The organism is Sulfitobacter sp. 1A13679, assembly GCF_043557115.1.
Classification (GTDB): domain Bacteria; phylum Pseudomonadota; class Alphaproteobacteria; order Rhodobacterales; family Rhodobacteraceae; genus Sulfitobacter; species Sulfitobacter faviae.
The window spans coordinates 167681-189542 of record NZ_JBIFFO010000005.1 but is presented as its reverse complement, the minus strand read 5'-3'; the positions used below and the strand labels follow the sequence as shown (position 1 = coordinate 189542).

Here is a 21862-nt window from a genome sequence, read left to right as displayed (position 1 = left end):
ATTTTGAGTGGCTTGCCTCTGTCCCTATTTCCTCTTCAGAAATTAAAAACAAAGAGCAGGGATATGAAAAAACAAAGGCTTACAACTGTAGCGGAGGCGTTGGAACTTCTCGCAAAATCGCCGGGTAATCCGAAATACCTCGAACTTTATGACTCAGTTTCTGACGTAGCAAAGGCGAGATCAAAACGCGAAATCAGCTTGTCAGAATATCATGAAAAGATCGAAGAAATCGTCTCGAAGATGAAGACTGTTGCAGACACTGCCGCGGTCGAACTTGCGGTCTCATGCGATAAATTGTCGGCTGACGATGAGGCATTCTTGCGAGCACAAGTCAAACAGCGACTAACTGAAATCAAGTTGGGGATCGCGCAATGAAACACGATGTAAAATTTAATCGCGTCGGTGTCTATCCTGGCTTTAGCAATGAAGAATACCACACCGGGCCGGGTGTGTCGAAGTCGAGCTTGGACGTAGTAGACAAGAGCCCTGCGCATTTCAAACAATCGCGGCTCGCTGGCTACAAAAAGTCAACGCCGGCTCAAAAGCGCGGCACGATGTTTCATACCATTGTGCTTGAGCCTGAAACATTTTGGGACTGCTACGCCAAACCGTTCGAAGAGCCGGCGGGAGCTTTGAAGACGGCCGATGACATTAAGTCTCGTCTGAAAGAGCTGGGGCTGCCGACAAACGGCACAAAGCCCGTTCTGACCGATCGTCTTCGCGAAGCTGACCCCGATGTTATTTTCCTTGATGAAGCCAAAGCCGCCTATGCCGATGCTGTTGGTAAAAAGGAAATCATAACCGAAGAGGAACTGGCGACGGTTGAAGCAATGCGCGATGCCGTCATGGCCCACCCAAGGGCCGGAAAACTTTTCGCGCCTAAGTCTGGTGTTGCTGAGTTGAGCTGCTACTGGAAAGACCAAGAAACCGGGGTTCTGTGCCGGTGTCGCCCTGACTGGTGGCGCTTTGACGGCAAGATCGTAGATCTCAAATCTGCCGCCGATGCCAGCCCCGAAGGTTTTGAGGCCAGCATGGCAAAGTGGAGCTATTACAAGCAAGACCCCTTCTATCTGGATGGTGCAAGTGAGGCTGTGAAGCAAGGCCCGGATCACGGCATGCCCGCGCCTACTGCGTTCATTTTTGTCGCCTGTGAGCCTGAGGCACCGCATGCCGTAGGTGTCTACGTCCTCGGACAAGAGGAGCGCGAAATCGGCCGCCGACATTATCGCAAGTCGCTTGAGACCTACGCCGAATGTGAGGCCAAAGATGAATGGCCAGCATACTCTGACCGCATCGAGCCAATCGGCCTACCGGGCTGGTTTTTGAGAAAAGAAGCCTATGAAAATGAAGGAGAATAAATATGGGCAAGATTGATATTATGAAGGCCATTGCGCCTAAGAGTGACCAGCTGAATGCCGATGACCTGATCGGTGGCCCCCGCGTCATCCGCATCAATGCAGTGCATGACACAGGCGCAGCAGAGCAGAGTATACACATTCGCTTTGACGGAGATGACGGGCGCCCCTGGAAACCGTCTAAGACAGCTCTGCGCGTTATGGTGGCTATTTGGGGCGATGACCCTGACAAGTGGGTAGGTCTTCACATCAAGCTATTCAATGACGAGAAAGTCAAATGGGCTGGCAAAGAAGTCGGCGGTATTCGCATTCTTGAAATGGAAGGTCTGTCGAAGCCTCGCACGCTTCAACTGACAACGACACGCGGCAAGAGATCTCCGACTACTATCCAACCCCTCAACGTCGAAAAGAAGTCAGGCGCCGATGACTGGAAAGCACGCCTATTTGCCGTTGCGGAGGGTGGCAAAGGTCTGACCGTCGATGATGCATGGTCTAAAGTGCCGGCCGATGTGAAAGCAGAACTGGGTGATGGCCTCTATGACCAGCTCATCGCGCTTGAGACTGCCGCGCAAGACCACATCAAAAATGATCCTGGTGCGGCGGCTGATGCTCTCAACGACAGTCTAAGCTAACTGACCCACCTGCCCTCGCCAGCCACACGCCAGACACGCCGCCCCGTCATCATCGTTGGGGCGGCGAACTGCGTCTAAGCTTTCCTCGACCAGATCAATGTCGCCGTCTGCGCCGAGATTGAACCAAATGCGCGCCTCAACTTGCAGCTTATCATCACGTTCACACTGCGGACATGATGCCGAAAGAATATTTGTCATAGTTACCTCAGAAAGTTGCCGCCAGCATTTTGGACGAACACTGCCTGTACCTAATTACTTCTTAGACAAATGAAAACGCACAAAAAAAGGAAGTCATCATGGCAGGTAGCGTAAACAAAGTCATCCTTATCGGCAATCTGGGTCAAGACCCCGAAGTTCGCGATTTCGCAAACGGCGGCAAGGTCTGCAACCTTCGCGTAGCCACTTCCGAGAACTGGAAGGATCGCAACACCGGTGAGCGTAAAGAGAAGACAGAATGGCATTCGGTTGCGATCTTTCAAGAAGGTCTCGTGCGCATCGCCGAGCAGTATCTTAAGAAGGGCTCGAAGGTCTATATCGAGGGTCAGCTTCAGACCCGCAAATGGCAAGACCAATCGGGCAACGATCGCTACTCCACCGAAGTTGTTCTGCAAGGCTTTGGCGGCACGCTGACCATGCTTGACGCAAAAGCATCGTCTGGCGGCAATGCAAGCGCATCGGCATCCCCTGCCCCGTCAAAACCCGATCAGGAAGATGACGAAATTCCATTTTAATACAAGAGTGGGCTACTCCGAGGCTGGCTACTCTACCGCCTTTACAAGCTCATATGCCGCGCCCACTGCCTCGAATCTTAGGTCATGAAACGGCAAATGTGAGAAAGAGCGAAGACCGCACGAGAAGTGGTAGAGACCCTGGCAGTTAAAATGCCGGGGTTTCGTATTTTTTTACAGAAATGTTTTTGAATTCATTTAAAATTGTCTATTTCTAATACAGCCGCTGACCCTGGCTCCATAAAACTCCCCGCCAATAACAAAGGGAGAATAAGAATGTCAGAAATTGATCCAGATCGCGAAGTTGAGGACATGATGCGCCTGTCGTGGAACGCAAGTCTCTATGTCGGTCGTAAGCTTAACAGCATGCTCGACAAAGAGAAGCCTAAGACTGATCTAACACACGCTCAAAAGCACGGTGCTAAGTGGCTTAGAACAGCGGAAATCGCGCGAGACAGAAGCAGGTCAAACGACCCCTTCGCCGCCGATCTTATTGAAATGGAGGCATATTTTCGGGCGCGTCATACAACAAACATGGTGCCGACTAAGAACCCCCTTCCTGGTCGTAGGCCGCTCGAAGCTACACGCATGCACGCTGAGAAATACAGAGGACTGCGCCGCGCTTACGAGTTTGAGACGGGCAAATGTGCTGCAACAGGCAAGAACCTCACGCGCTCACAAATGAACCATCGCGCAGCATTGACGAAGCCTGGCCTCAAGGCAGAGGCAAAGCTTCTCAACAGTGAGAATGCGGTGGATTCAAAGCTCTATCAAACCGGCCGCGAAGAAATGGATGGCGTTCGTCGATCACTCGAAGACGTCGCAAAACCTGTCAAGCAGAAGCGCAAAGCTCCTGCTCAACTCGCACGATAATCAAAGAAAACTGGAGTTAAAGAAATGAAAAAGATCATCACAACAGCAATCATCGCACTTACGCTTACAACTGCAATTCCTGCATCGGCTCAGGCGGGTCAGTTCGACGCATACATTGACAACTATGTTCAACTCAAGTGTGGCGGCGACTATTCAAGACCTGCGCGGCGTGGTTTGAATATTCCCGGCACCAAAAAGGCGCATAGGGGTATCACATGTGCCACCGCCGCACGGATGGACGCGGTTTCAGAAGTCTATACGGCAGTCGCAGTGCGTATTGAATCGATGCCAGAGGCGCACCACCGAGGCTCTGACGGCTTCTTAACGTCAAGCTCTCAAATGCTCCTTGCTTATGCGCACATGAACCACTGCGCGGCTCTTGCAAGTGAATACACGGTGCTGACTGAGCTTATCGACTATCGCAAAGCCGCCGCGATCACTAAGCGATACTCACATTGCTGAGACCCCTGCCCCGGCTTAACCGCCGGGGTTTTTCATTTCGTGATAAGGAAAATGGCTAATATGAACAGCATGATTGATCCAAACAACTGGGCTAACCCGCCGCTGCAAATTTTAGATGCTAATATTGATGAGCTGCCGGTCTGGCTGCCTGACTTTGAAGACGTGCCGGCGTGGGTGATCGCTTGCGTAAAGGCATGGGCTCACGGTCTCGTGCCGGTCATCTCAGGATGGCAGCACATCGAACACTCGTATCAGTATGAGCACGCTTTTTACTTGGATGGCGTAGAGTGGTGCTGGAGAGATGATGGAGACGGAGTTTGGACACTTGTGAATGTGTCAGGGCTTTTTGATGAGCCTTATTGAAATGCCGAGGGCGGAGCCGCAGCCCCGCCCTGGTTAACTCCCCATCTTCGTCTGCGCTATTGCAGGGGATCTGTCGCAGAGGCCATGCTGCTACCGTGGCGGCAATAGTTTTCCGGCTTACCCGGTGGCCCTATCCCAGGGCGCGGCGCAGACCCGCCGGATCGCTTTCCGGCTTCACATTTACCCACCGCAGGGCATATGTGCGGTGCTTCGCCGCCACCCCCGCGTCATAAGATGCAGAGATGACTATTTAGACTGAGTGCTGGCAGCGCTTCAATGAGTGGTGCAAATCCAACTTCTTACCTCAGTCGGGCGATCATAAGGTCTAAGAGATTGGTCCCCACGAGCGTTTTGCTGGCAGGCCTTGCGCTCGCGGAGGACCATATTACGCTTCTCTTCCAATGGGCGGCAAAGCACTGCTTTCCCGACACTAAGGATATAGGTCCCCGGCGCCGGTTTCGCGCAAACTTTTCATCCTGACGTGCAAGTAGAGGTTTTATGCATCAGTTTTATCCAACACTATCCTAATTTGCATCAGTGGCTCAACTGATGCAATGTCCAGTTCTGGGTATGTTCTGTCCAGTTCCTGCTGTGTTCCAAAGAAAAAGCCGGGGCAATTTCTCGCCCCGACCCGCATAACACATTGTTTTCTATAGATTCACCCAATCCGATAGTTCGGCGACTCCCGCGTGATCTGAACGTCATGCACATGGCTTTCCTTCAGCCCCGCGCCGGTGATCTTTACGAAGTTGCAGTTGCGGCGCATCTCATCGACCGTGGCGCAACCGGTATAGCCCATGGCCGCGCGCAGACCGCCGACCAATTGGTGCAACACATTGCCCGCGCTGCCCTTGTAAGGCACCTGACCTTCGATCCCCTCGGGCACCAATTTGTCAGAGGCCGCGTCTTTCTGGAAATACCGATCCGCCGAGCCGCGCGCCATGGCGCCCATGCTGCCCATGCCACGGTAGCTTTTGAAGCTACGGCCTTGATAAAGAACGACTTCGCCGGGGCTTTCGTCGGTGCCGGCGATCATGCTGCCGACCATGGCACAGGAGGCACCTGCGGCAATCGCCTTGGCGAAATCGCCGGAGAACTTGATGCCGCCATCGGCGATGATCGGCACGTCGCCCGCAGCGGCCACGCAGTCCATGATCGCGGTCAGTTGCGGCACGCCCACGCCCGCCACCATCCGCGTGGTGCAGATGGAGCCCGGGCCGATGCCGACCTTGACCGCATCGGCGCCCGCGTCGATGAGCGCGCGGGTGGCGTCACCGGTGGCCACATTGCCCGCGACGACCTGCACATCGCCGAACTGTTTCTTGGCCCGGGTCACCGCATGGGCCACGCCTTCGGAATGGCCATGGGCGGTGTCGATCACGATCATATCGACGCCTGCATCGACCAGCGCTTCCGAGCGCTCGAAGCCCGCGTCGCCCACTGTCGTCGCCGCAGCGACACGCAAGCGGCCCAGATCATCTTTGCAGGCGGTGGGGTTCAGCACGGCCTGTTCGGTGTCACGCAGGGTAAGCAGCCCGGTGAGCTTGCCTTCGGCATCCGTCACCAACAGTTTCTCGATCCGGCGCGATTTCATCAGGCTGATCGCCTCCTCCCGGTCCGCAGGCTCTTGCAGGATCGCCAGCCGATCAGAAGTCATCATCACCGAGACCGGCGTGCGGTCGTCAGAGGCGAAGCGCATGTCGCGGTTGGTGACGATGCCCAGCACGCGGCCATTTTCGTCTACAACCGGGAAGCCGGTCACGCGGTAGCGTTCTTGCAGGTCCTTGGCATCCGCCAGCGTCTGGTCGGGGCGCAGGGTGATCGGGTTGTAAACGATGCCGGATTCAAAGCGTTTCACCCGGCGCACTTCGCGGGCCTGTTCTTCGATCGTGAGGTTGCGGTGCACCACCCCCATGCCCCCGGCCTGCGCCAGTGCAATGGCCATGCGGCTTTCGGTCACCGTATCCATGGCCGAGCTGAGCAGCGGGATATTGAGCGCGATGCTCTGCGTGACGCGGGTTCGCGTATCTGCGGTGGACGGCAACACAGAAGACGCTGCGGGAACCAGCAGGACGTCATCAAAGGTCAGGGCCTCACGAATCTCCATTTAACACCTCGGGTCTGGATGGGTTCATTTGGCGGTTTCCTATTTCACGGATGGCAGGGATTGGAAAGACCTATTCCCCCGCGTAAGGCATGGACACGGAATGACGCGCGCGCGGTATGAATTGCCGCCCCGCATCTTTCCCCCGCCGCGCGGAACGCTATGGTGACGCAAAGAAACAAAGGACGGCCCCGATGAGCAGTGATCCCCTCGTGATTTTCACGCCCTCCGGCAAGAGAGGGCGCTTTCCCAAAGGCACCCCGGTGCTGACCGCCGCGCGGCAGTTGGGTGTCGATCTGGACTCGGTCTGTGGCGGGCGCGGCATCTGTTCGAAATGTCAGGTCTCGCCGGGCTACGGGCAGTTCTCGAAGCACGGGGTGACCGTCGCCCCCGATGCGCTGAGCGATTGGAACGCGGTCGAGGAACGCTATGACGAAAAGCGCGGCCTGAAAGAGGGCCGTCGTCTGGGCTGTCAGGCGACGGTGCAGGGCGATGTGGTGATCGACGTGCCGCCAGAGAGCCAGGTGCACAAACAGGTCGTGCGCAAACGCGCCGAGGCGCGGGAGATTGTGCTGAACCCGTCGGTCAAACTCTTCTACGTCGAGGTGACGGAGCCCGACATGCACGAACCCTCGGGCGATCTGGAACGTCTCAGGGCCGCGCTGGCCGAGCAGTGGGAGCTGGATAAAGTCACCGCCGATCTGCACATCCTGCAAATGATGCAGCCGGTCCTGCGCAAGGGCGGATGGAAGGTCACCGTTGCCGTGCATCTGGGCGATCAAGAGAATGCCGCGCGGATCATGAACATCTGGCCGGGGTATTACGAGGGCACGGTCTATGGTCTGGCGGTCGACCTCGGCTCTACCACCATCGCGGCGCATCTGTGCGATCTGCAAACCGGTGAGGTCATGGCCTCTTCCGGTGTGATGAACCCGCAGATCCGTTTCGGCGAAGACCTGATGAGCCGCGTCAGCTATTCCATGATGAACCCCGACGGCGCGCAGGAGATGACCCGCGCGGTGCGCGAAGGGATGGCGACGCTTTTCACCCAGATCGCCGCCGAGGGGAATGTCGCGCCCGATCTGATCGTCGACGCGGTCTTTGTCTGCAACCCGGTGATGCACCACCTGCTGTTGGGCATCGACCCCTTTGAGTTAGGCCAAGCGCCCTTCGCGCTTGCAACCTCCGGCGCGCTGCGTCTGCGGGCCGAGGATTTGGACCTGAACATCCACCCCTCCGCCCGCGTCTATCTGCTGCCCTGCATCGCGGGCCATGTCGGCGCGGATGCCGCCGCCGTCGCCCTGTCCGAGGCGCCGGAGAAGTCCGACGAATTGATGCTGGTGGTCGATGTGGGCACCAATGCGGAAATCCTGCTGGGCAACAAGGAAAAGGTGCTGGCCTGTTCCTCCCCCACCGGTCCCGCGTTTGAGGGCGCGCAGATCAGCTCGGGCCAACGGGCGGCACCGGGGGCGATCGAACGGGTCGAGATTGACCCGGAAACCAAAGTGGCGCGGTTCAAGGTGATCGGCTGTGACCTCTGGTCCGACGAGGACGGCTTTGAAGAGGCGGTGGCAAGCACCGGCGTCACGGGCATCTGCGGCTCCGGCATTATCGAAATGGTCGCCGAGATGCGCATTCACGGCATCGTCGACGCGCCGGGGCTGATTGGCAGCGCCGCGCAGACGGGCTCGGCCTCGGTCTTTGCCGATGGGCGCACCAACAGCTATCTGGTCTATGACGGCACCGAAAAGGGCGGGCCTAAGATCACGGTAACCAACCGCGACATTCGCGAAATCCAGATGGCCAAGGCCGCGCTCTATTCCGGCGCGCGGCTGCTGATGGACAAATTCGGCGTCGACAAGGTCGACCGCGTGGTGTTGGCGGGGGCATTTGGCGCGCATATCAGCCCCAAACACGCGATGGTGCTGGGCATGATCCCCGACGCGCCGCTCGACAAAGTCACAAGCGCGGGCAATGCCGCAGGCACCGGCGCCCGGATCGCCCTGCTCAATACCGAGGCCCGGGCCGAGATCGAGGCGACCGTGGGCGCGATCCACAAGATCGAAACCGCCGTCGAGCCGCGCTTTCAGGAGCATTTCGTCAATGCCTCGGCCATCCCCAACGCGGTAGAGCCTTTTCCCATCCTCAACAGCCTCGTCGCCCTGCCGGAGGTGACCTTCAACACCGGCGGCAGCGGCGAAAGCGAACGCGGCGGGCGTCGGCGCAGAAGAAGGGCGACGTGATGACTGCCTCAGACAACAGCGATCAGGTCGAATTCTGGAGCGCCGCTGCGGGGCAGAGATGGGCCGCGCGGCAGGCTGAGTTGGACATTCTGATGCAGCCGGTGCTCGACGGCGTGCTGGCGCGCGCCGAACTGGCACCGGGGCTGCGCGTGCTCGACATCGGCTGCGGCGCGGGGGCGGGCTGTCTCGCCGCCGCCCAAGCGGTGGGTAATGCGGGCACGGTGCTGGGCGTCGATGTCTCTGCCCCGCTGCTCGACCTCGCGCGGCAACGGGCCGCCGCCCTGCCCCATGTCGCCTTTCACCACGGTGATGCAACGACGCTAGCGCTTTCCCCTCCCTATGACCGGCTGATCTCGCGCTTTGGCGTGATGTTCTTTGCCGATCCGGTGCTCAGCTTCACGCGCATGGCCGCGCAACTCAGCCCCGGCGCGAAGCTCAGCTTTGCCGCTTGGGGCCAAATCCCCGAGAACCCTTTCTTTACCCTGCCCGCCCGCGCGGCCCGGGCCACCATTGGCGCCATGCCGAAAAGCGATCCCGACGGCCCCGGCCCTTTCGCCTTTCGCGACCCCGAACGCGTGGTATCGATCCTCGCCGAGGCGGGATTTGTCGATATCGCCTGCAAGGTGACACGGCTTGACCTCACCCCCGCGGGCTCGGTCGATGACCTTGCCCAGCAGATGTGCGACATCGGCCCGGCCAGCGGCGCGATCAATCATTTCGAGGCGGGCCCGGCACAGGTCGCGGAACTTCGGCAGACCATCGCCGACGCCCTGCGCCCCTATGCGGAAGACGGCCCCCTGCGCCTGCCTGCCGAGATCAATTTCGTCACCGCGACGAAACCCTGACTTGACCTTCCCCCGCGCGCCGATTATCTCACCCTCAGCGCGCGGGTATGGTGAAAAGGTATCACGGCAGCTTCCCAAGCTTTAGTTACGAGTTCGATTCTCGTTACCCGCTCCACGCTCAATCAATCGCCTTTCTGACCGCCGCCGGATGCCGCAGCACAAAGCGCGCGACGTTCCCCAAGGTCACCCCTACGAAAAGCCTAATCTGGTCCGAATTTCGCCATGATTGCCTATAAAAGTAGCAATCAGCAGGGGAATAACTTACGCGCGGATGGCCCAACGAGGTCAGATGCGCCCGCAGGCAAAGGAAAAAAGCGTGGCAAACGCGTTTCGGGACTACGCGACATCCAAGGCGTATATCATCGTCAATTTCATCGTACTGTGCTGTGTCGCCGGCATCAGCTATTCGATCGTCAAACTGGATTACGAGCAGCATATCGCTAGCATCCGTCAGGATGCCCGGCAAACGCTGCATGAAGTCAGCAATCAGGTGCAGCACCAGTTCCAGGAAACCATTCTGGTCACCAAGAACATCGAGAATATCCTGCTGTCCGGTGAGGCGTTCAGAGACAAGAAGATCGAACTGCTGGTCAAGGAGTTACGCGACCGGAACCCCGGCATTCAGGCCTTCGCCCTCGCCCCCGACCTCAAGATCACGCATAGCTATCCCAAGACCCAGAATGGCGGGACGATTGGCCTTGAATACAAGAACATCCCGACGCAGCTTTCCGGCGTCGCCAATGCCTACCGCCGCCAAAGCCCGACCATCGAAGGGCCGCTGAACCTTGTTCAAGGCGGCAAGGGCTATATCATGCACTACCCGGTGTTCGAGCGCCCCATCGGCCTTGGTGCGCCGCGTTTTTGGGGGGTGATGTCCATCGTCTTCCAGCCCGACCGGCTGTTCGAGCCGCATCAAAACCCGCATCAGGCCGCCGACTACATCTATAGCCTCCGCGCCTTTCCCACGGGCGTCATGCCGCCTGAGATTGAGCCTGCGGGGGTCGACCCCACAGCCCCCGTGCGCACCCGGTTCGAGCTTTTGGGCAAGACATGGGAGGCGACGGCCAGCCCCGCCAACGGTCTGCCCCCCTATGCCCCGCAAAGCCCCTACCTCGTAGCCTTCGCCTTGATCGCGACCATCGCGCTGATGGCGGGCCTCTGGGCCTTCCGCCGGGTCACGCTGAAAAAGCAGGAAGCCCATGCGCTTTTGGCTGAGGGGATTGGATCGATCCAAGAGGGGTTCATCGCCTTTGACGAGAAAGAACGCCTTGTCACCGTCAACAGCAAGTTTCTGGAGTATCACCCTGAAATCGCTGACCTTCTGATCCCCGGCAAAACCATCGAAGAGCTGTTGCGCCATTGGGTCGCCCGCCATCAACACCCTGAGCAGGTCGAAGAGCGGGAGGCTTGGATCGCCAAACGTCTCGCTCGGTTCCGCAACCCGACCGGCGCCTTCATTCTTGAGGTCTCGGATAACTTCTGGCTCAAAGTGACGGAATCGCGCACGCCGCATGGCTATACTGTGGGCATCTGGACCGATGTGACGGCCGAGAAACGCGCGCTCGACGCGGCCAAGGCGGCGGACCGCGAAAAGACCGAGTTCTTGAACAACGTCAGCCATGAGTTGCGCACCCCGCTGACCGTGATCTCGGGCCGGGCGACCTTCTTGCAACATGCCGAGAAGCTGCCCCAAGCCCGGCGTTTGCAGACCGCGCTGAACAACAGCCCCAATGCCACGCCCGACATTCGACACAGCGTCGATGAGTTCCAAAACTTCGTCTCTGACCAAGCGGGCGGCATCGCGGGGTCGTCCAAACATATGCTGCGCCTTGTCGAAGACCTGTTGGATTGGACCAAGGTCGCGCGCGGCAAGATGGAGCTTGATCTTCAAGAGATCGAGACCAGCGAGATCGCCCTTTCCGTCGCCGATGACCTGCGCCCGGATGCCGAGGCCAAGGGGCTGACGCTGACCTATGAGGACAATGGCACGGCCCTCGCCAATGCCGATCCGGTGCGCCTGAGGCAGATCCTTTACAACCTGATTTCAAACGCGATCAAATTCACCCGCAGCGGCAATATTCATCTGCAGATGCAGCAGGATGCCGAAGAGATCACCTTCTCGGTCTCCGACACGGGCTGCGGTATTTCCGAGGACAATCTCGAACGGGTTTTCCTGCGCTTTCAGCAGGTTGACGGCTCAATGTCGCGTGAGAACGGCGGCTTGGGATTGGGCCTTGCGATTGCCGAGCAATTGGCCAGCCTGCATGGCGGCAGCCTGTCGCTGGAAAGCAAAGTCGACGTGGGCAGCACCTTCCGGCTGACCCTACCCCGCCCCGTGGCCGATAGCGAGATGCGCCGCTCGGCCTGATGGCAAAACGCCCCGGCCCAAAGCGGACCGGGGCCGATTGCCTCAGCTCTCGCCCTGCATCAGCACATCGCCAAAGCGGTCCCGCAGATCGCGTTTCAGCACTTTGCCCGTCGCGTTGCGCGGCAGTGCCTCGGCGAAGACCACCCTGTCGGGCACCTGCCATTTGGCGATCTGATCCTCGAAAACCTTGAGGATATCCGCCTCTGACGGATCGGCCCCTTCGGCCTTCACCGCGACCAGAACCGGGCGCTCATCCCATTTGGGATGGGTGGCCCCGATGACGGCGGCGTCGGCCAGATCGGGATGGGCAATGGCGATATTCTCTAACTCAACCGAACTGATCCATTCGCCGCCCGACTTGATGATATCCTTAGCGCGGTCACGGATGGTGATATAGCCGTCGGCGTCCATCGTCGCGATATCGCCGGTGTCGAACCAGCCATCGCGCAGGGTGCTGTCGCGGTCGGATTGATAGTAGGCATCCAAAATCCAATGCCCGCGGGTGACCAGCGCGCCTTGGGTCTCGCCGTCATGGGGCAGCGGCTTGCCTGCGTCGTCCCAGATCTCAAGCTCAACACCAAAGACCGGGCGGCCTTGGTTCTCGCGCAGCTTGTGCTGGGCGTCTTCGGGCAATTCACCGTGTTTCGCCAAGGGCTTGTTGACGCTGCCCACCGGCGACATCTCGGTCATGCCCCAAGCGTGGATGGTCTCCACCCCATAGTCTTCGCGGAAGGTCTTGATCATCGACGGCGGACAGGCCGAACCGCCGACCACGGTACGCTCTAGGCTGGGCAGTTCGCTGCCGGATTTCTTTGCCGCCGCCAAGAGCCCCTGCCAGATCGTCGGCACGCCAAGCGCCAAGGAGACGCGGTAGGTCTCGATCAGCCCCACGAGCGATGCCCCATCGAGGTTCGGCCCCGGCAACACCATCCGCGCGCCGGTCATGGCGCTGGCATAGGGGCAGCCCCAAGCGTTGACATGGAACATCGGCACCACGGCCATCACGATGTCCCGCGCGGAGATCGCGATGCTGTCGGCCATGTTGATGCCAAAGGAATGCAGCACGGTTGAGCGGTGAGAATAGAGCACACCCTTGGGATTGCCCGTGGTGCCAGAGGTGTAGCAAAGGCTCGACGCAGTGTTCTCATCCAGATCGGGCCAGTCGAACCCGGCATCGCCCGAAGCCACCAATTCGTCGTAGAAAATCAACCCCGGCAGCGCCTCAGCAGCCTCGGCATCGGGGCCGGACAACAGGACGAGGTGCTTGAGATGCTCCAGCTTGTCGCGGATCGCGGCGACGAGGGGGACGAAGGTCTTGTCGATGAAGAGCACCTCATCCGCGGCATGGTTGAGGATATAGACAAGTTGATCGGCAAAGAGCCGCGGGTTGATCGTATGGCAGACAAAGCCCGCGCCGGAGGTGCCGAAGTAGATTTCCAGATGCCGCCGATTGTTCCATGCGATGGTCCCGCAACGCGCCTGCGGCGACAGCCCCAGATCGGTCAAGGCCGCGCCCAAACGCCGCGCGTTCTCGGCCACCTGCCCCCAGTTCGTCTCCTCAACCCCGCCGGTGGTCGAGACCGAGATGATCTCGCCCTCGGGGTGATAGCGTTCGGCATGGGAAATCAGGCTTGAGATCAGCAGCGGCTGCGTCATCATCTGGCCAAGCATAGGGGGTCCTCCAATCATTTGCTTTGAGACTGTCCAAAGGTCAGGGCAGTTGCAAGCCTTCCCCTCCGGCAAGTCGGAATAGCGCTGACGGACAGGACAGTGGCGCCGCGCAGGCGACTATCGCCCGCGCGGTGCCTCGTTCCGCTCTAAGGGCAGCCCCTAGCCGCGTTGCTGGTGGATATAACCGATCAGCCCGGCGGTAGAGCCGTCTTTTCCCTCGGTAGAGACCTCCCCTTCGACCAGCGGTTGGAGCGATTTAGCCAGTTCCTTGCCCAGTTCCACGCCCCATTGATCGAAAGAATTGATGCCGAGGATCACCCCTTCGACGAAAACGCGATGCTCATAGAGCGCGATGATCTGGCCCAGCGTGAAGGGATCAAGCGTTTCATAGGCCAGCGTGGTCGAGGGCCGGTTGCCGGGGAAGACACGGTGGCGCGCTTGGCGCTCAAGCGCGTCGCCCGAAAGCCCCGCGTTGCGCATGATGGCGCGCGCTTCGTCCAAAGACCGCCCGCGCATCAGCGCTTCGGATTGGGCGAGGCAATTGGCGATCAGCAGATCGTGGTGGTGCTGCAATTCCGGCTCATGCCCCTTCGCCGCCACCAGAAACTCGCAAGGGATCACCCGGGTGCCTTGGTGGATCAACTGATAGAAAGCGTGCTGCCCATTGGTGCCCGCCGCGCCCCAGACCACCGGGCCGGTGTGGCGCGGGCTGTCGGTGCCGTCCATCTGCACGCCTTTGCCGTTCGATTCCATCTCAAGCTGTTGCAGGTAGTCCGGCAGCATTTCGAGCCGCTGGTCATAAGGCAGCACCGCGCGGGTGGCATGGCCGCAGATTTGATTGTGCCAAATGCCCGAGAGCGCCAGAAGGATCGGCATGTTCTCCGCCGGATCAGCGGCGCAGAAGTGGCGGTCCATCTCCTGCGCGCCACGCAAGAAACTGTCAAAGGCCTTGGGTCCGATGGCGATCATCAGCGAAAGACCAATCGGCCCCCAGACGGAATAGCGCCCGCCGACCCAATCCTCGAACCCGAAGACGCGAGCCGGGTCGATCCCAAACTCGGCGGTCTTGTTATCCGCGGTGCTGAGCGCGGCGAATTGCGTCGCCGGATCGCCGCCGTGCTCCTGCATCCACGCCCGCGCCGTGCGCGCGTTGGTCATGGTCTCGATGGTGGTGAAAGTCTTGGAGGCAACGATCACCAGCGTTTTCTTGGCATCCAGCCCACGCAGCGTATCCGCGATATGCGCCCCATCGACGTTTGAGACGAAGTGGCAGCGCGGTCCATCGTGATAGGGCGTCAGCGCGCGGGTCGCCATGGCGGGGCCAAGGTCGGAGCCGCCGATGCCGATGTTGACCACATCCGTAATGTCGCCGCTGCGCACCTGATCGGCAAAGCTGCGCATCCGCGCCAGCGTGTCTCGCACCTGCGGCATCACATCCTCGCCCGCGACTTCTACCGGCCCGCCATCGAGATTGCGCAATGCGGTGTGCAACACCGCGCGGCCCTCGGTCTCATTGATCGGCGCGCCCGCGAACATCGCATCGCGCCGCTCCGTAACGTTGGCGTTGTCGACCAGTTGCAGCAGCGCCGCGCGGGTCTCGGCGTCGATATTCGTCTTGGCGTAGTCGAACAGCATATGCTGCGTGCGCAGCGAGAAGTCCTCGGCCCGATTGGGATCATCGAACAGTGCCGTAATCTTGCGGTCTGCCACGGCGCTTTGCCGCTCTTGAAGGTCTTGCCAAATGTTCATCATGCCGCCCAGTAAACTTCGGTTTCATCCAGCACCGCTGCGATCGGCGCTTCTTCGGGGGAAAGCCCCTGCGCACGCTCAAGGGCGGCGCGTTTCTCTTCCCCGAAAATCACGAGATGTTTGTTCAACGCCCCGTCGAGCACATGCGCCGGCAGCGTCACCCGCGCGGTCGGCTGGCCCTCGGGATAGACCGGGCACAGCAGCGGCGCATCGGCGGCCAAAGCGTCAGGCAGGCTCGGGTCGCCGGGGAAAAGCGAAGCGGTGTGCATGTCGTCGCCCATGCCAAGCAGCAGGACAGAGATCGGCACATGATCCGTCAGACTGGGGGCCAACACCTCTGCCCCCTCGCCCGGAGAAAGCCCGGGGCGGAAAAAGGGGATGAACTGCGCCGCCGAAGCGCGGTCGTTCAACAGATGCTCGCGCACCAGACGCGCGTTCGACAGCGGGTCATCCACATCCACCCAACGCTCATCGGTCAGCATCACATCCACCCGGCTCCAATCCAGATCGGTCGCGCTGAGCATCTCAAAGATCGGCCCGGGGGTAGAGCCGCCCGGCACCGCGAAAGACACGCGGTCATTGCCCGAAAGCGCCGATTTTAACTTGCCCGCCAGTTTGTTGGCGACATTCATCACCAGCATTTCGCGGTCCGCATATTCGATGATGTTCATGGGGATACCTTTCGCCATTCACGGCCATCGCGCCGCATCATTTCTGTCGCATCCGTGGGCCCCGCGGAGCCGCTGTCATAGGGTTTGGGCACGTCGTGACGCGCCTCCCAGCCTTGGATGATCGGATCGGTCCAGGCCCAGGCGGCCTCGACCTCGTCGTCGCGCATGAACAATGTCTGGTTGCCCCGGATCACGTCCATGATAAGCCGCTCATAGGCATCGACCTGATCGCCCCCATCGGGGCCAAGCGCCTCGGCAAAGGTCATGTCGAGCGGCACATCGACCAGACGCATGCCCCCCGGCCCCGGTTCCTTGATCGTCACGCCAAGGGTGATGCCCTCGTTCGGCTGCAAGCGGATCGACAGCACGTTGCGATGACGGCCAGCGTCTTCGGCAAAGATGGAATGCGGCGTATCTTTGAAAACCACCGTGATCTCGCTCGACCGCGCCACCATGCGCTTGCCGGTGCGCAGATAAAACGGCGTGCCATGCCAGCGCCAGTTGCTGATATGGGCCTTCAACGCCACGAAACTCTCGGTCCGCGACCGTGGGTTGCCGACGGCATCGCGGTAGCTGGGGGCATCTTCCTCATTGCCTTCTTCGGCCTCATACTGCCCACGCACCAGATGATGCGGCAGCACCGGATCAATCGCGCGGATCACTTTCAGCTTTTCGTCGCGCACCGCATCGGGATCAAAACGCGCGGGCGGCTCCATCGCGATCAGGCACAAGAGTTGCATCAAGTGGTTCTGCACCATGTCCCGCATCGCGCCGGATTTGTCGTAATACTCCCCACGCCCGCCGACGCCCACCGTCTCGGCCACGGTGATCTGGATGTGATCGACGTATTGGCGGTTCCACAATGGCTCGAACAGCATATTGCCAAAGCGCACCGCCATGAGGTTCTGCACCGTCTCTTTGCCGAGGTAGTGATCGATCCGGTAGATCTGCTGTTCTTTGAAATAGGTGGCCAGCGTCGCGTTGAGAGCGCGCGCACTCTCCAGATCGCGGCCAAAGGGTTTTTCCACGACAATGCGACATTCTTCGCCCGCCATGCCCCATTGCTGCAACCGTTCGGCCAGATCGCCGAAAAGCCCCGGCGCGACAGAGAAATAATAGACCTCGATCCGGTCCTTGCCGGACATCAGCCCCTGCAGTTCGGCCCAGCCGGTCTCTCCGCGTGCGTCGATGGCGACATAGTCAAGCTTGGCCAGAAAGGCATCGAGGTTGTCACAGGCGTCTTTCCCGCCGAACTCTTCAATCGCTTCGGCCACCATCTCGCGGTAGCCTGCGGCGTCCATCTCGGTGCGCGCAGCGCCGATGATCCGCGCCTCTTCGGGCATTTGGCCCGCACAATATCGCCGGTAAAGACCCGGCAAAATCTTGCGCCGGGCCAGATCGCCGGTGCCGCCAAAGATGACAAGATCGAAGGGGTCGACAGGGATAACACGCGAAACCATTGACTAATCCTTGTCCGGGCAGAGTGGCAGAGTTAGCGCAAACATACTTATTTTTCCCTACATCACAAGACTGTGCGCCCCGGTGCTTGGACTTTTAGGGTGCGCCGCAATAGCTTACCACAACAGGAACACACGGGATCACGCAAGGAACAATCATGAAAGATATTGCGCAAGCAAACGAGGGCAAGTTCCAGAACCCGGCGGTCACCGCCAAGGGGGAACCCCGCGCCACCGTGGCCCTGCGCGGGGCGGAAACGCTTTGGTTCAACACAGGCACCCTGTGCAACATCGAATGCGTGAACTGCTACATCGCCTCCAGCCCCAAGAACGACGCGCTGGTCTATATCACCGCGGATGAGGTGCGCGACTATCTCGACCAGATCGAGGAGCGTAGCTGGCCGGTGCGCGAGATCGCCTTCACCGGCGGTGAGCCCTTCATGAACCCTCAGATGATCGAGATCACCGAAGCCTCGCTAGAGCGCGGATACGAGGTGTTGATCCTGACCAACGCCATGCATCCGATGATGCGCAAATCGGTGCAAAAGGGGCTTTTACGGCTGCGCGATGCCTATCCCGGCAAGATGACCTTCCGCATCTCCGTCGACCATTATCGCCGCGATCTGCACGACGCGGAACGCGGCGAAGGCGCTTTCGACAAGACCCTGACCGGCATGGAATGGCTCCGCGATAACGGCTTTCGCATGGCCGTGGCGGGGCGGTCGATCTTTGCCGACAGCGATGCCGACAGCCGCGCGGGCTATGCCGCCTTCTACGCCGAACACGGGTTTGACATCGACGCGCAAGACCCCGCCATGACCGTCCTCTTCCCCGAGATGGACGAGGCCGTCGAAGTGCCCGAAATCACCACTGCCTGCTGGGGCATCTTGGACAAGTCCCCTGACGCGTTGATGTGCGCCTCCTCCCGTATGGTGGTCAAACGCAAGGGGGCCGAGAAACCCGCCGTGCTGGCCTGTACGCTCTTGCCCTACGACCCTGAGTTCGAACTCGGCACCACATTGGCCGAGGCGGAGCGCGACGTGGCGCTGAACCACCCGCATTGCGCAAAGTTCTGCGTGTTGGGCGGGGCGAGCTGTTCGGCCTGACGCCCCTGCCCTCGGGCTTACCGGCTCAATGTAGCGTGAACTCACCCACTTGGTTTTGCCATTCGCCGGGGCCGATCAGCTTGCGGTGGGTGAACCGGACCGAATGCAGCGGACCGTCCAACTCCGCGCGCCAGAATTCGACGAATTCGAACAGGCGCGGATGGTCCGGTGCGATGTCGTAATCCTGCCAGATATAACTGTTCAGCACATGGCTATAATCGGGCATGTGGTAAAAGAACTCTGCCGTGGTCAGCCCGTAACCTTTCAGCATCAATTCGGTTTCACTGCGGGGCATGTTGCGCCTCCCTTGCTGCCTCTGTAGAACAAGTTTGCGCGGTCAGAATTACTTTTCAATGAAAACAGTGTGTTGGCACTTCGACCCAAGTGCTGCCAGTGCGTTTCGGCCACAGCCATTGCACCTGATATGCCCCGTCTGCTATAGAAAACCCCAAGATATAGAACCATAAAAATGGTGGGCAAGATACGTGACCGATACGCCGGATACCCCTGAAAACGCAGACGAAAAGCCCATCTTTCACGGGCCGTCGGTGACCATCGAACACGAGATGCGCACGTCCTATCTGGACTACGCGATGAGCGTGATCGTCAGCCGCGCGATTCCCGATCTGCGCGACGGTCTGAAACCGGTGCACCGCCGCATCCTCTACGCCATGCATGAGACCGGCAACACCCATGACAAACCCTACCGCAAATCCGCCCGTCCCGTGGGCGACGTGATGGGCCAGTACCACCCCCATGGCGATAGCGCGATCTACGACGCGCTGGTGCGGATGGCGCAGGATTTCTCTATGTCGCTGCCGCTTTTGGACGGTCAGGGCAACTTCGGCTCGATGGACGGCGATAACCCGGCGGCCATGCGCTATACCGAAGTGCGCATGGACAAGCCCGCCGCCTACCTGCTGGCGGATATCGACAAGGAAACCGTCGATTTTCAGGACAACTACGACGGCAAGCAACAGGAACCGACCGTCCTGCCCGCACGCTTTCCGAACATGCTGGTCAACGGCGCGGGCGGCATTGCCGTCGGCATGGCGACAAACATCCCGCCGCATAACCTTGGCGAGGTGGTGGATGCCTGCCTCGCGCTGATCGACGATCCGGACCTGACCTCGGAACAGCTCATCGAATACGTCCCCGGCCCCGACTTTCCCACGGGCGGCATCATGCTGGGCCGCTCCGGCGCGCGCAAAGCCTATCTTGAGGGCCGCGGCAGTGTCGTGATCCGCGCCAAGACCCGGGTCGAGGAGGTCCGCAAGGACCGCTGGGCCATCGTGATCGACGAGATCCCCTATCAGGTCAACAAAGCTACGATGATCGAAAAGATCGCCGAACAGGTCCGCGAAAAGAAGATCGAGGGCATCGCCCACGTTCAGGATGAGAGCGACCGCAACGGCGTGCGCGTGGTGATCGAACTCAAACGCGACGCCACCGCCGAAGTGGTAATGAACCAGCTTTACCGCTTCACCCCGATGCAGACATACTTCGGCTGCAACATGCTGGCGCTGAACGGCGGCCGGCCTGAGCAGCTCACTTTGCGCAAATTCCTCAGCTACTTCATCGACTTCCGCGAAGATGTCGTGGCGCGCCGCACGGCCTACTTGCTGCGCAAGGCGCGCGAGCGCAGCCACATCCTTTGTGGTCTCGCGGTCGCGGTCACCAATATCGACGAAGTCGTCGCCACCATCCGCTCCTCCGCCGACGCCGCCGAGGCGCGCGAGAAGCTGATGACCCGCCGCTGGCCCGCCGAGGACATCCTGCCCTATATCGCGCTCATCGACGACCCGACCCATACGGCGAACGACGACGGCACCTACAACCTCTCCGAAGCGCAGGCCCGCGCCATTCTGGAACTGCGCCTGCAGCGTCTGACGCAGATCGGCGTCAAGGAAGTGACCGACGAGCTGGAAGAGCTGGCGGGTAAGATCAAAGAATACCTTGAGATTCTGGGCAGCCGCGAGCGTATCCTCGGCATTATTTCCGACGAGTTGCGCGAGGTGCGCGAGCAATTCGCCGTGCCGCGCCGGACCGAGATCGTCGACTGGTCGGGCGACATGGACGACGAAGACCTGATCGCCCGCGAGGAAATGGTCGTGACCGTGACCTCCGGCGGCTACATCAAGCGCACGCCCCTGGCCGACTTCCGCGCGCAGCGCCGCGGCGGCAAGGGTGTCTCGGGCATGCAGACCAAGGAAGAGGATGTCGTCACCAACCTCTTCGTCGCCAACACCCATACGCAGCTTTTGTTCTTCACCACCGACGGGATGGTCTACAAGCTAAAGACATGGCGCCTGCCGCAGGGCGCGCGCACCGCCAAAGGCAAGGCCATCGTGAATATCCTGCCCATCCCCACCGGTGTCTCCATCGCGGCGATCATGCCGGTGGACCGGGATGAGAAGGAATGGGACGACCTGCAGGTGATCTTTGCCACCTCTGCCGGGACCGTTCGGCGCAATAAGCTGTCGGATTTCACCAATGTGAAGGCCAACGGCAAGATCGCCATGAAGTTCGAAGGCGAGCATGAGGGCACCACGCTGATCAACGCGCGCATCGCCTCGAACGACGATGACGTGATGCTGGTCACCGACGCGGGCCGCGCGATCCGCTTCCCGGCGACCGATGTGCGGGTGTTCAACTCGCGCAACTCCGTTGGCGTGCGCGGCATCCGTCTGGGCGAGGGAGACAACCTCGTCTCCATGTCCGTGATCCGGCATTTCGAAGCGAGTTCGGAAGAGCGTGTCGCCTATCTCAAACAGCGCCGTCTGATGGCGGGGCTGACGGACGACGACAGCAGCGATGACGAGGAAGAGCAGGTTCAAGCTGGCCAGCTCAGCACCGAACGCTATGCCGAAATGTCCGCCGCCGAAGATCTGATCCTGACGATCACCGCCAAGGGCGCGGGCAAGGTTTCCTCGGCCCATGACTACCCTGTACGGGGCCGCGGCGGCATGGGCGTGACGGCTTGGACCAAGGCCATGGCCCACGGCCCCATCGTCGCCTGCTTCCCGGTGGAAATGTCCGATCAGGTGATGCTGGCGACCTCCAAGGGTCAATCGATCCGCGTGCCGGTCGAAGGCATCTCCTTCCGCTCGCGCAGCGCAGGTGGTGTGAAAGTGTTCAGCACCGGCAAGAACGAGGAAGTTGTCAGCGTGGCTTGGATCGCCGATCAGGGCAACGAAGAGGATGAAGTCGAGGGTGACAGCGCCGCCGACTGATC

Annotated in this window: 18 protein-coding genes and 1 tRNA gene; 13 read left to right on the top strand and 6 right to left on the bottom strand. The window is 60.1% G+C overall.

What is annotated here, in order from left to right:
- The first annotated feature begins 63 nt into the window (after positions 1-63).
- From ACGYLA_RS06310 to ACGYLA_RS06280, 7 genes are all read left to right on the top strand, one after another.
- Positions 64-375, top strand: a complete 312-nt coding sequence (locus ACGYLA_RS06310) for a hypothetical protein (protein ID WP_394431155.1) — start codon at positions 64-66, stop codon at positions 373-375.
- On the top strand, positions 372-1358 hold the full coding sequence (locus tag ACGYLA_RS06305; RefSeq protein ID WP_394431153.1) for a PD-(D/E)XK nuclease-like domain-containing protein: 987 nt from the start codon (positions 372-374) through the stop codon (positions 1356-1358). The genes ACGYLA_RS06310 and ACGYLA_RS06305 overlap by 4 nt, the downstream gene beginning before the upstream one ends.
- A 2-nt stretch (positions 1359-1360) precedes the next feature.
- Positions 1361-1987 (top strand): hypothetical protein, encoded by a 627-nt coding sequence (locus ACGYLA_RS06300; RefSeq protein ID WP_394431151.1) that lies wholly within the window; start codon positions 1361-1363, stop codon positions 1985-1987.
- A 296-nt stretch (positions 1988-2283) separates the two neighbouring features.
- Complete coding sequence (gene ssb, locus ACGYLA_RS06295) at positions 2284-2718, top strand: single-stranded DNA-binding protein (RefSeq protein WP_394431149.1); 435 nt, start codon at positions 2284-2286, stop codon at positions 2716-2718.
- A gap of 273 nt (positions 2719-2991) precedes the next feature.
- A complete protein-coding gene (locus ACGYLA_RS06290; protein WP_394431147.1) occupies positions 2992-3588 on the top strand; it encodes a hypothetical protein in 597 nt (198 codons plus the stop codon).
- Between the two features lie 24 nt (positions 3589-3612).
- A complete protein-coding gene (locus ACGYLA_RS06285) occupies positions 3613-4050 on the top strand; it encodes a hypothetical protein (RefSeq protein WP_394431145.1) in 438 nt (145 codons plus the stop codon).
- Positions 4051-4110: 60 nt separating this feature from the next.
- Positions 4111-4413: a hypothetical protein gene (locus tag ACGYLA_RS06280; RefSeq protein WP_394431143.1), complete on the top strand. Its 303-nt coding sequence runs from the start codon at positions 4111-4113 to the stop codon at positions 4411-4413.
- Between the two features lie 658 nt (positions 4414-5071).
- On the opposite strand, the gene guaB is transcribed toward ACGYLA_RS06280, so the two are convergent.
- Positions 5072-6520 (bottom strand): IMP dehydrogenase, encoded by a 1449-nt coding sequence (guaB, locus tag ACGYLA_RS06275; protein WP_394431141.1) that lies wholly within the window; start codon positions 6518-6520, stop codon positions 5072-5074.
- 191 nt (positions 6521-6711) lie between these two features.
- Between guaB and ACGYLA_RS06270 the strand changes: the two genes are divergently transcribed.
- The 4 genes from ACGYLA_RS06270 (at position 6712) to ACGYLA_RS06255 (ending at position 11973) form a co-directional block, all read left to right on the top strand.
- Positions 6712-8760 carry an ASKHA domain-containing protein gene (locus tag ACGYLA_RS06270; RefSeq protein ID WP_394431139.1) on the top strand — a complete coding sequence of 683 codons (2049 nt, stop codon included), beginning with the start codon at positions 6712-6714 and terminating at the stop codon, positions 8758-8760.
- Entirely contained in the window at positions 8760-9605 is an 846-nt protein-coding gene (locus tag ACGYLA_RS06265) for a class I SAM-dependent methyltransferase (RefSeq protein WP_394431137.1), read from the top strand. The genes ACGYLA_RS06270 and ACGYLA_RS06265 overlap by 1 nt, the downstream gene beginning before the upstream one ends.
- A gap of 41 nt (positions 9606-9646) precedes the next feature.
- Positions 9647-9720: transfer RNA gene (locus ACGYLA_RS06260), tRNA-Gly, on the top strand.
- Between the two features lie 201 nt (positions 9721-9921).
- On the top strand, positions 9922-11973 hold the full coding sequence (locus ACGYLA_RS06255; RefSeq protein ID WP_394431135.1) for an ATP-binding protein: 2052 nt from the start codon (positions 9922-9924) through the stop codon (positions 11971-11973).
- Positions 11974-12015: 42 nt separating this feature from the next.
- Here the strand turns inward: ACGYLA_RS06255 and ACGYLA_RS06250 are convergent, their stop codons facing one another.
- From ACGYLA_RS06250 to zwf, 4 genes are all read right to left on the bottom strand, one after another.
- Complete coding sequence (locus ACGYLA_RS06250) at positions 12016-13644, bottom strand: long-chain fatty acid--CoA ligase (RefSeq protein WP_394431133.1); 1629 nt, start codon at positions 13642-13644, stop codon at positions 12016-12018.
- Between the two features lie 159 nt (positions 13645-13803).
- Positions 13804-15396: a glucose-6-phosphate isomerase gene (gene pgi, locus ACGYLA_RS06245; protein WP_394431132.1), complete on the bottom strand. Its 1593-nt coding sequence runs from the start codon at positions 15394-15396 to the stop codon at positions 13804-13806.
- Entirely contained in the window at positions 15393-16064 is a 672-nt protein-coding gene (pgl, locus tag ACGYLA_RS06240) for a 6-phosphogluconolactonase (RefSeq protein WP_394431131.1), read from the bottom strand. Before pgl ends, pgi begins: the two co-directional genes overlap by 4 nt.
- Positions 16061-17524 (bottom strand): glucose-6-phosphate dehydrogenase, encoded by a 1464-nt coding sequence (gene zwf / locus ACGYLA_RS06235; RefSeq protein WP_168612952.1) that lies wholly within the window; start codon positions 17522-17524, stop codon positions 16061-16063. Before zwf ends, pgl begins: the two co-directional genes overlap by 4 nt.
- Positions 17525-17679: 155 nt before the next feature.
- Here zwf and ACGYLA_RS06230 point away from each other — a divergent pair, with 155 nt between their 5' ends.
- Positions 17680-18627 (top strand): radical SAM protein, encoded by a 948-nt coding sequence (locus ACGYLA_RS06230; RefSeq protein WP_394431128.1) that lies wholly within the window; start codon positions 17680-17682, stop codon positions 18625-18627.
- A 25-nt stretch (positions 18628-18652) separates the two neighbouring features.
- Here ACGYLA_RS06230 and ACGYLA_RS06225 read toward each other — a convergent pair whose 3' ends face one another.
- Entirely contained in the window at positions 18653-18922 is a 270-nt protein-coding gene (locus ACGYLA_RS06225; protein ID WP_067262037.1) for an usg protein, read from the bottom strand.
- 190 nt (positions 18923-19112) lie between these two features.
- Between ACGYLA_RS06225 and gyrA the strand changes: the two genes are divergently transcribed.
- The gene (gyrA, locus tag ACGYLA_RS06220; RefSeq protein ID WP_394431126.1) at positions 19113-21860 is read left to right on the top strand and encodes a DNA gyrase subunit A; all 2748 of its coding nucleotides are present in this window, start codon (positions 19113-19115) and stop codon (positions 21858-21860) included.
- Positions 21861-21862: the final 2 nt, after the last annotated feature.

Bases quoted from the DNA above. Each gene is read 5' to 3' on its own strand.
- ACGYLA_RS06310 (WP_394431155.1), top strand. From the start codon at position 64: ATGAAAAAACAAAGGCTTACAACTGTAGCGGAGGCGTTGGAACTTCTC.
- ACGYLA_RS06290 (WP_394431147.1), top strand. From the start codon at position 2,992: ATGTCAGAAATTGATCCAGATCGCGAAGTTGAGGACATGATGCGCCTG.
- ACGYLA_RS06285 (WP_394431145.1), top strand. From the start codon at position 3,613: ATGAAAAAGATCATCACAACAGCAATCATCGCACTTACGCTTACAACT.
- ACGYLA_RS06265 (WP_394431137.1), top strand. From the start codon at position 8,760: ATGACTGCCTCAGACAACAGCGATCAGGTCGAATTCTGGAGCGCCGCT.
- ACGYLA_RS06300 (WP_394431151.1), top strand. From the start codon at position 1,361: ATGGGCAAGATTGATATTATGAAGGCCATTGCGCCTAAGAGTGACCAG.
- pgi (WP_394431132.1), bottom strand. From the start codon at position 15,396: ATGATGAACATTTGGCAAGACCTTCAAGAGCGGCAAAGCGCCGTGGCA.
- pgl (WP_394431131.1), bottom strand. From the start codon at position 16,064: ATGAACATCATCGAATATGCGGACCGCGAAATGCTGGTGATGAATGTC.
- ssb (WP_394431149.1), top strand. From the start codon at position 2,284: ATGGCAGGTAGCGTAAACAAAGTCATCCTTATCGGCAATCTGGGTCAA.
- ACGYLA_RS06270 (WP_394431139.1), top strand. From the start codon at position 6,712: ATGAGCAGTGATCCCCTCGTGATTTTCACGCCCTCCGGCAAGAGAGGG.
- guaB (WP_394431141.1), bottom strand. From the start codon at position 6,520: ATGGAGATTCGTGAGGCCCTGACCTTTGATGACGTCCTGCTGGTTCCC.
- zwf (WP_168612952.1), bottom strand. From the start codon at position 17,524: ATGGTTTCGCGTGTTATCCCTGTCGACCCCTTCGATCTTGTCATCTTT.
- ACGYLA_RS06280 (WP_394431143.1), top strand. From the start codon at position 4,111: ATGAACAGCATGATTGATCCAAACAACTGGGCTAACCCGCCGCTGCAA.
- ACGYLA_RS06230 (WP_394431128.1), top strand. From the start codon at position 17,680: ATGAAAGATATTGCGCAAGCAAACGAGGGCAAGTTCCAGAACCCGGCG.
- ACGYLA_RS06225 (WP_067262037.1), bottom strand. From the start codon at position 18,922: ATGCCCCGCAGTGAAACCGAATTGATGCTGAAAGGTTACGGGCTGACC.
- ACGYLA_RS06305 (WP_394431153.1), top strand. From the start codon at position 372: ATGAAACACGATGTAAAATTTAATCGCGTCGGTGTCTATCCTGGCTTT.
- ACGYLA_RS06250 (WP_394431133.1), bottom strand. From the start codon at position 13,644: ATGCTTGGCCAGATGATGACGCAGCCGCTGCTGATCTCAAGCCTGATT.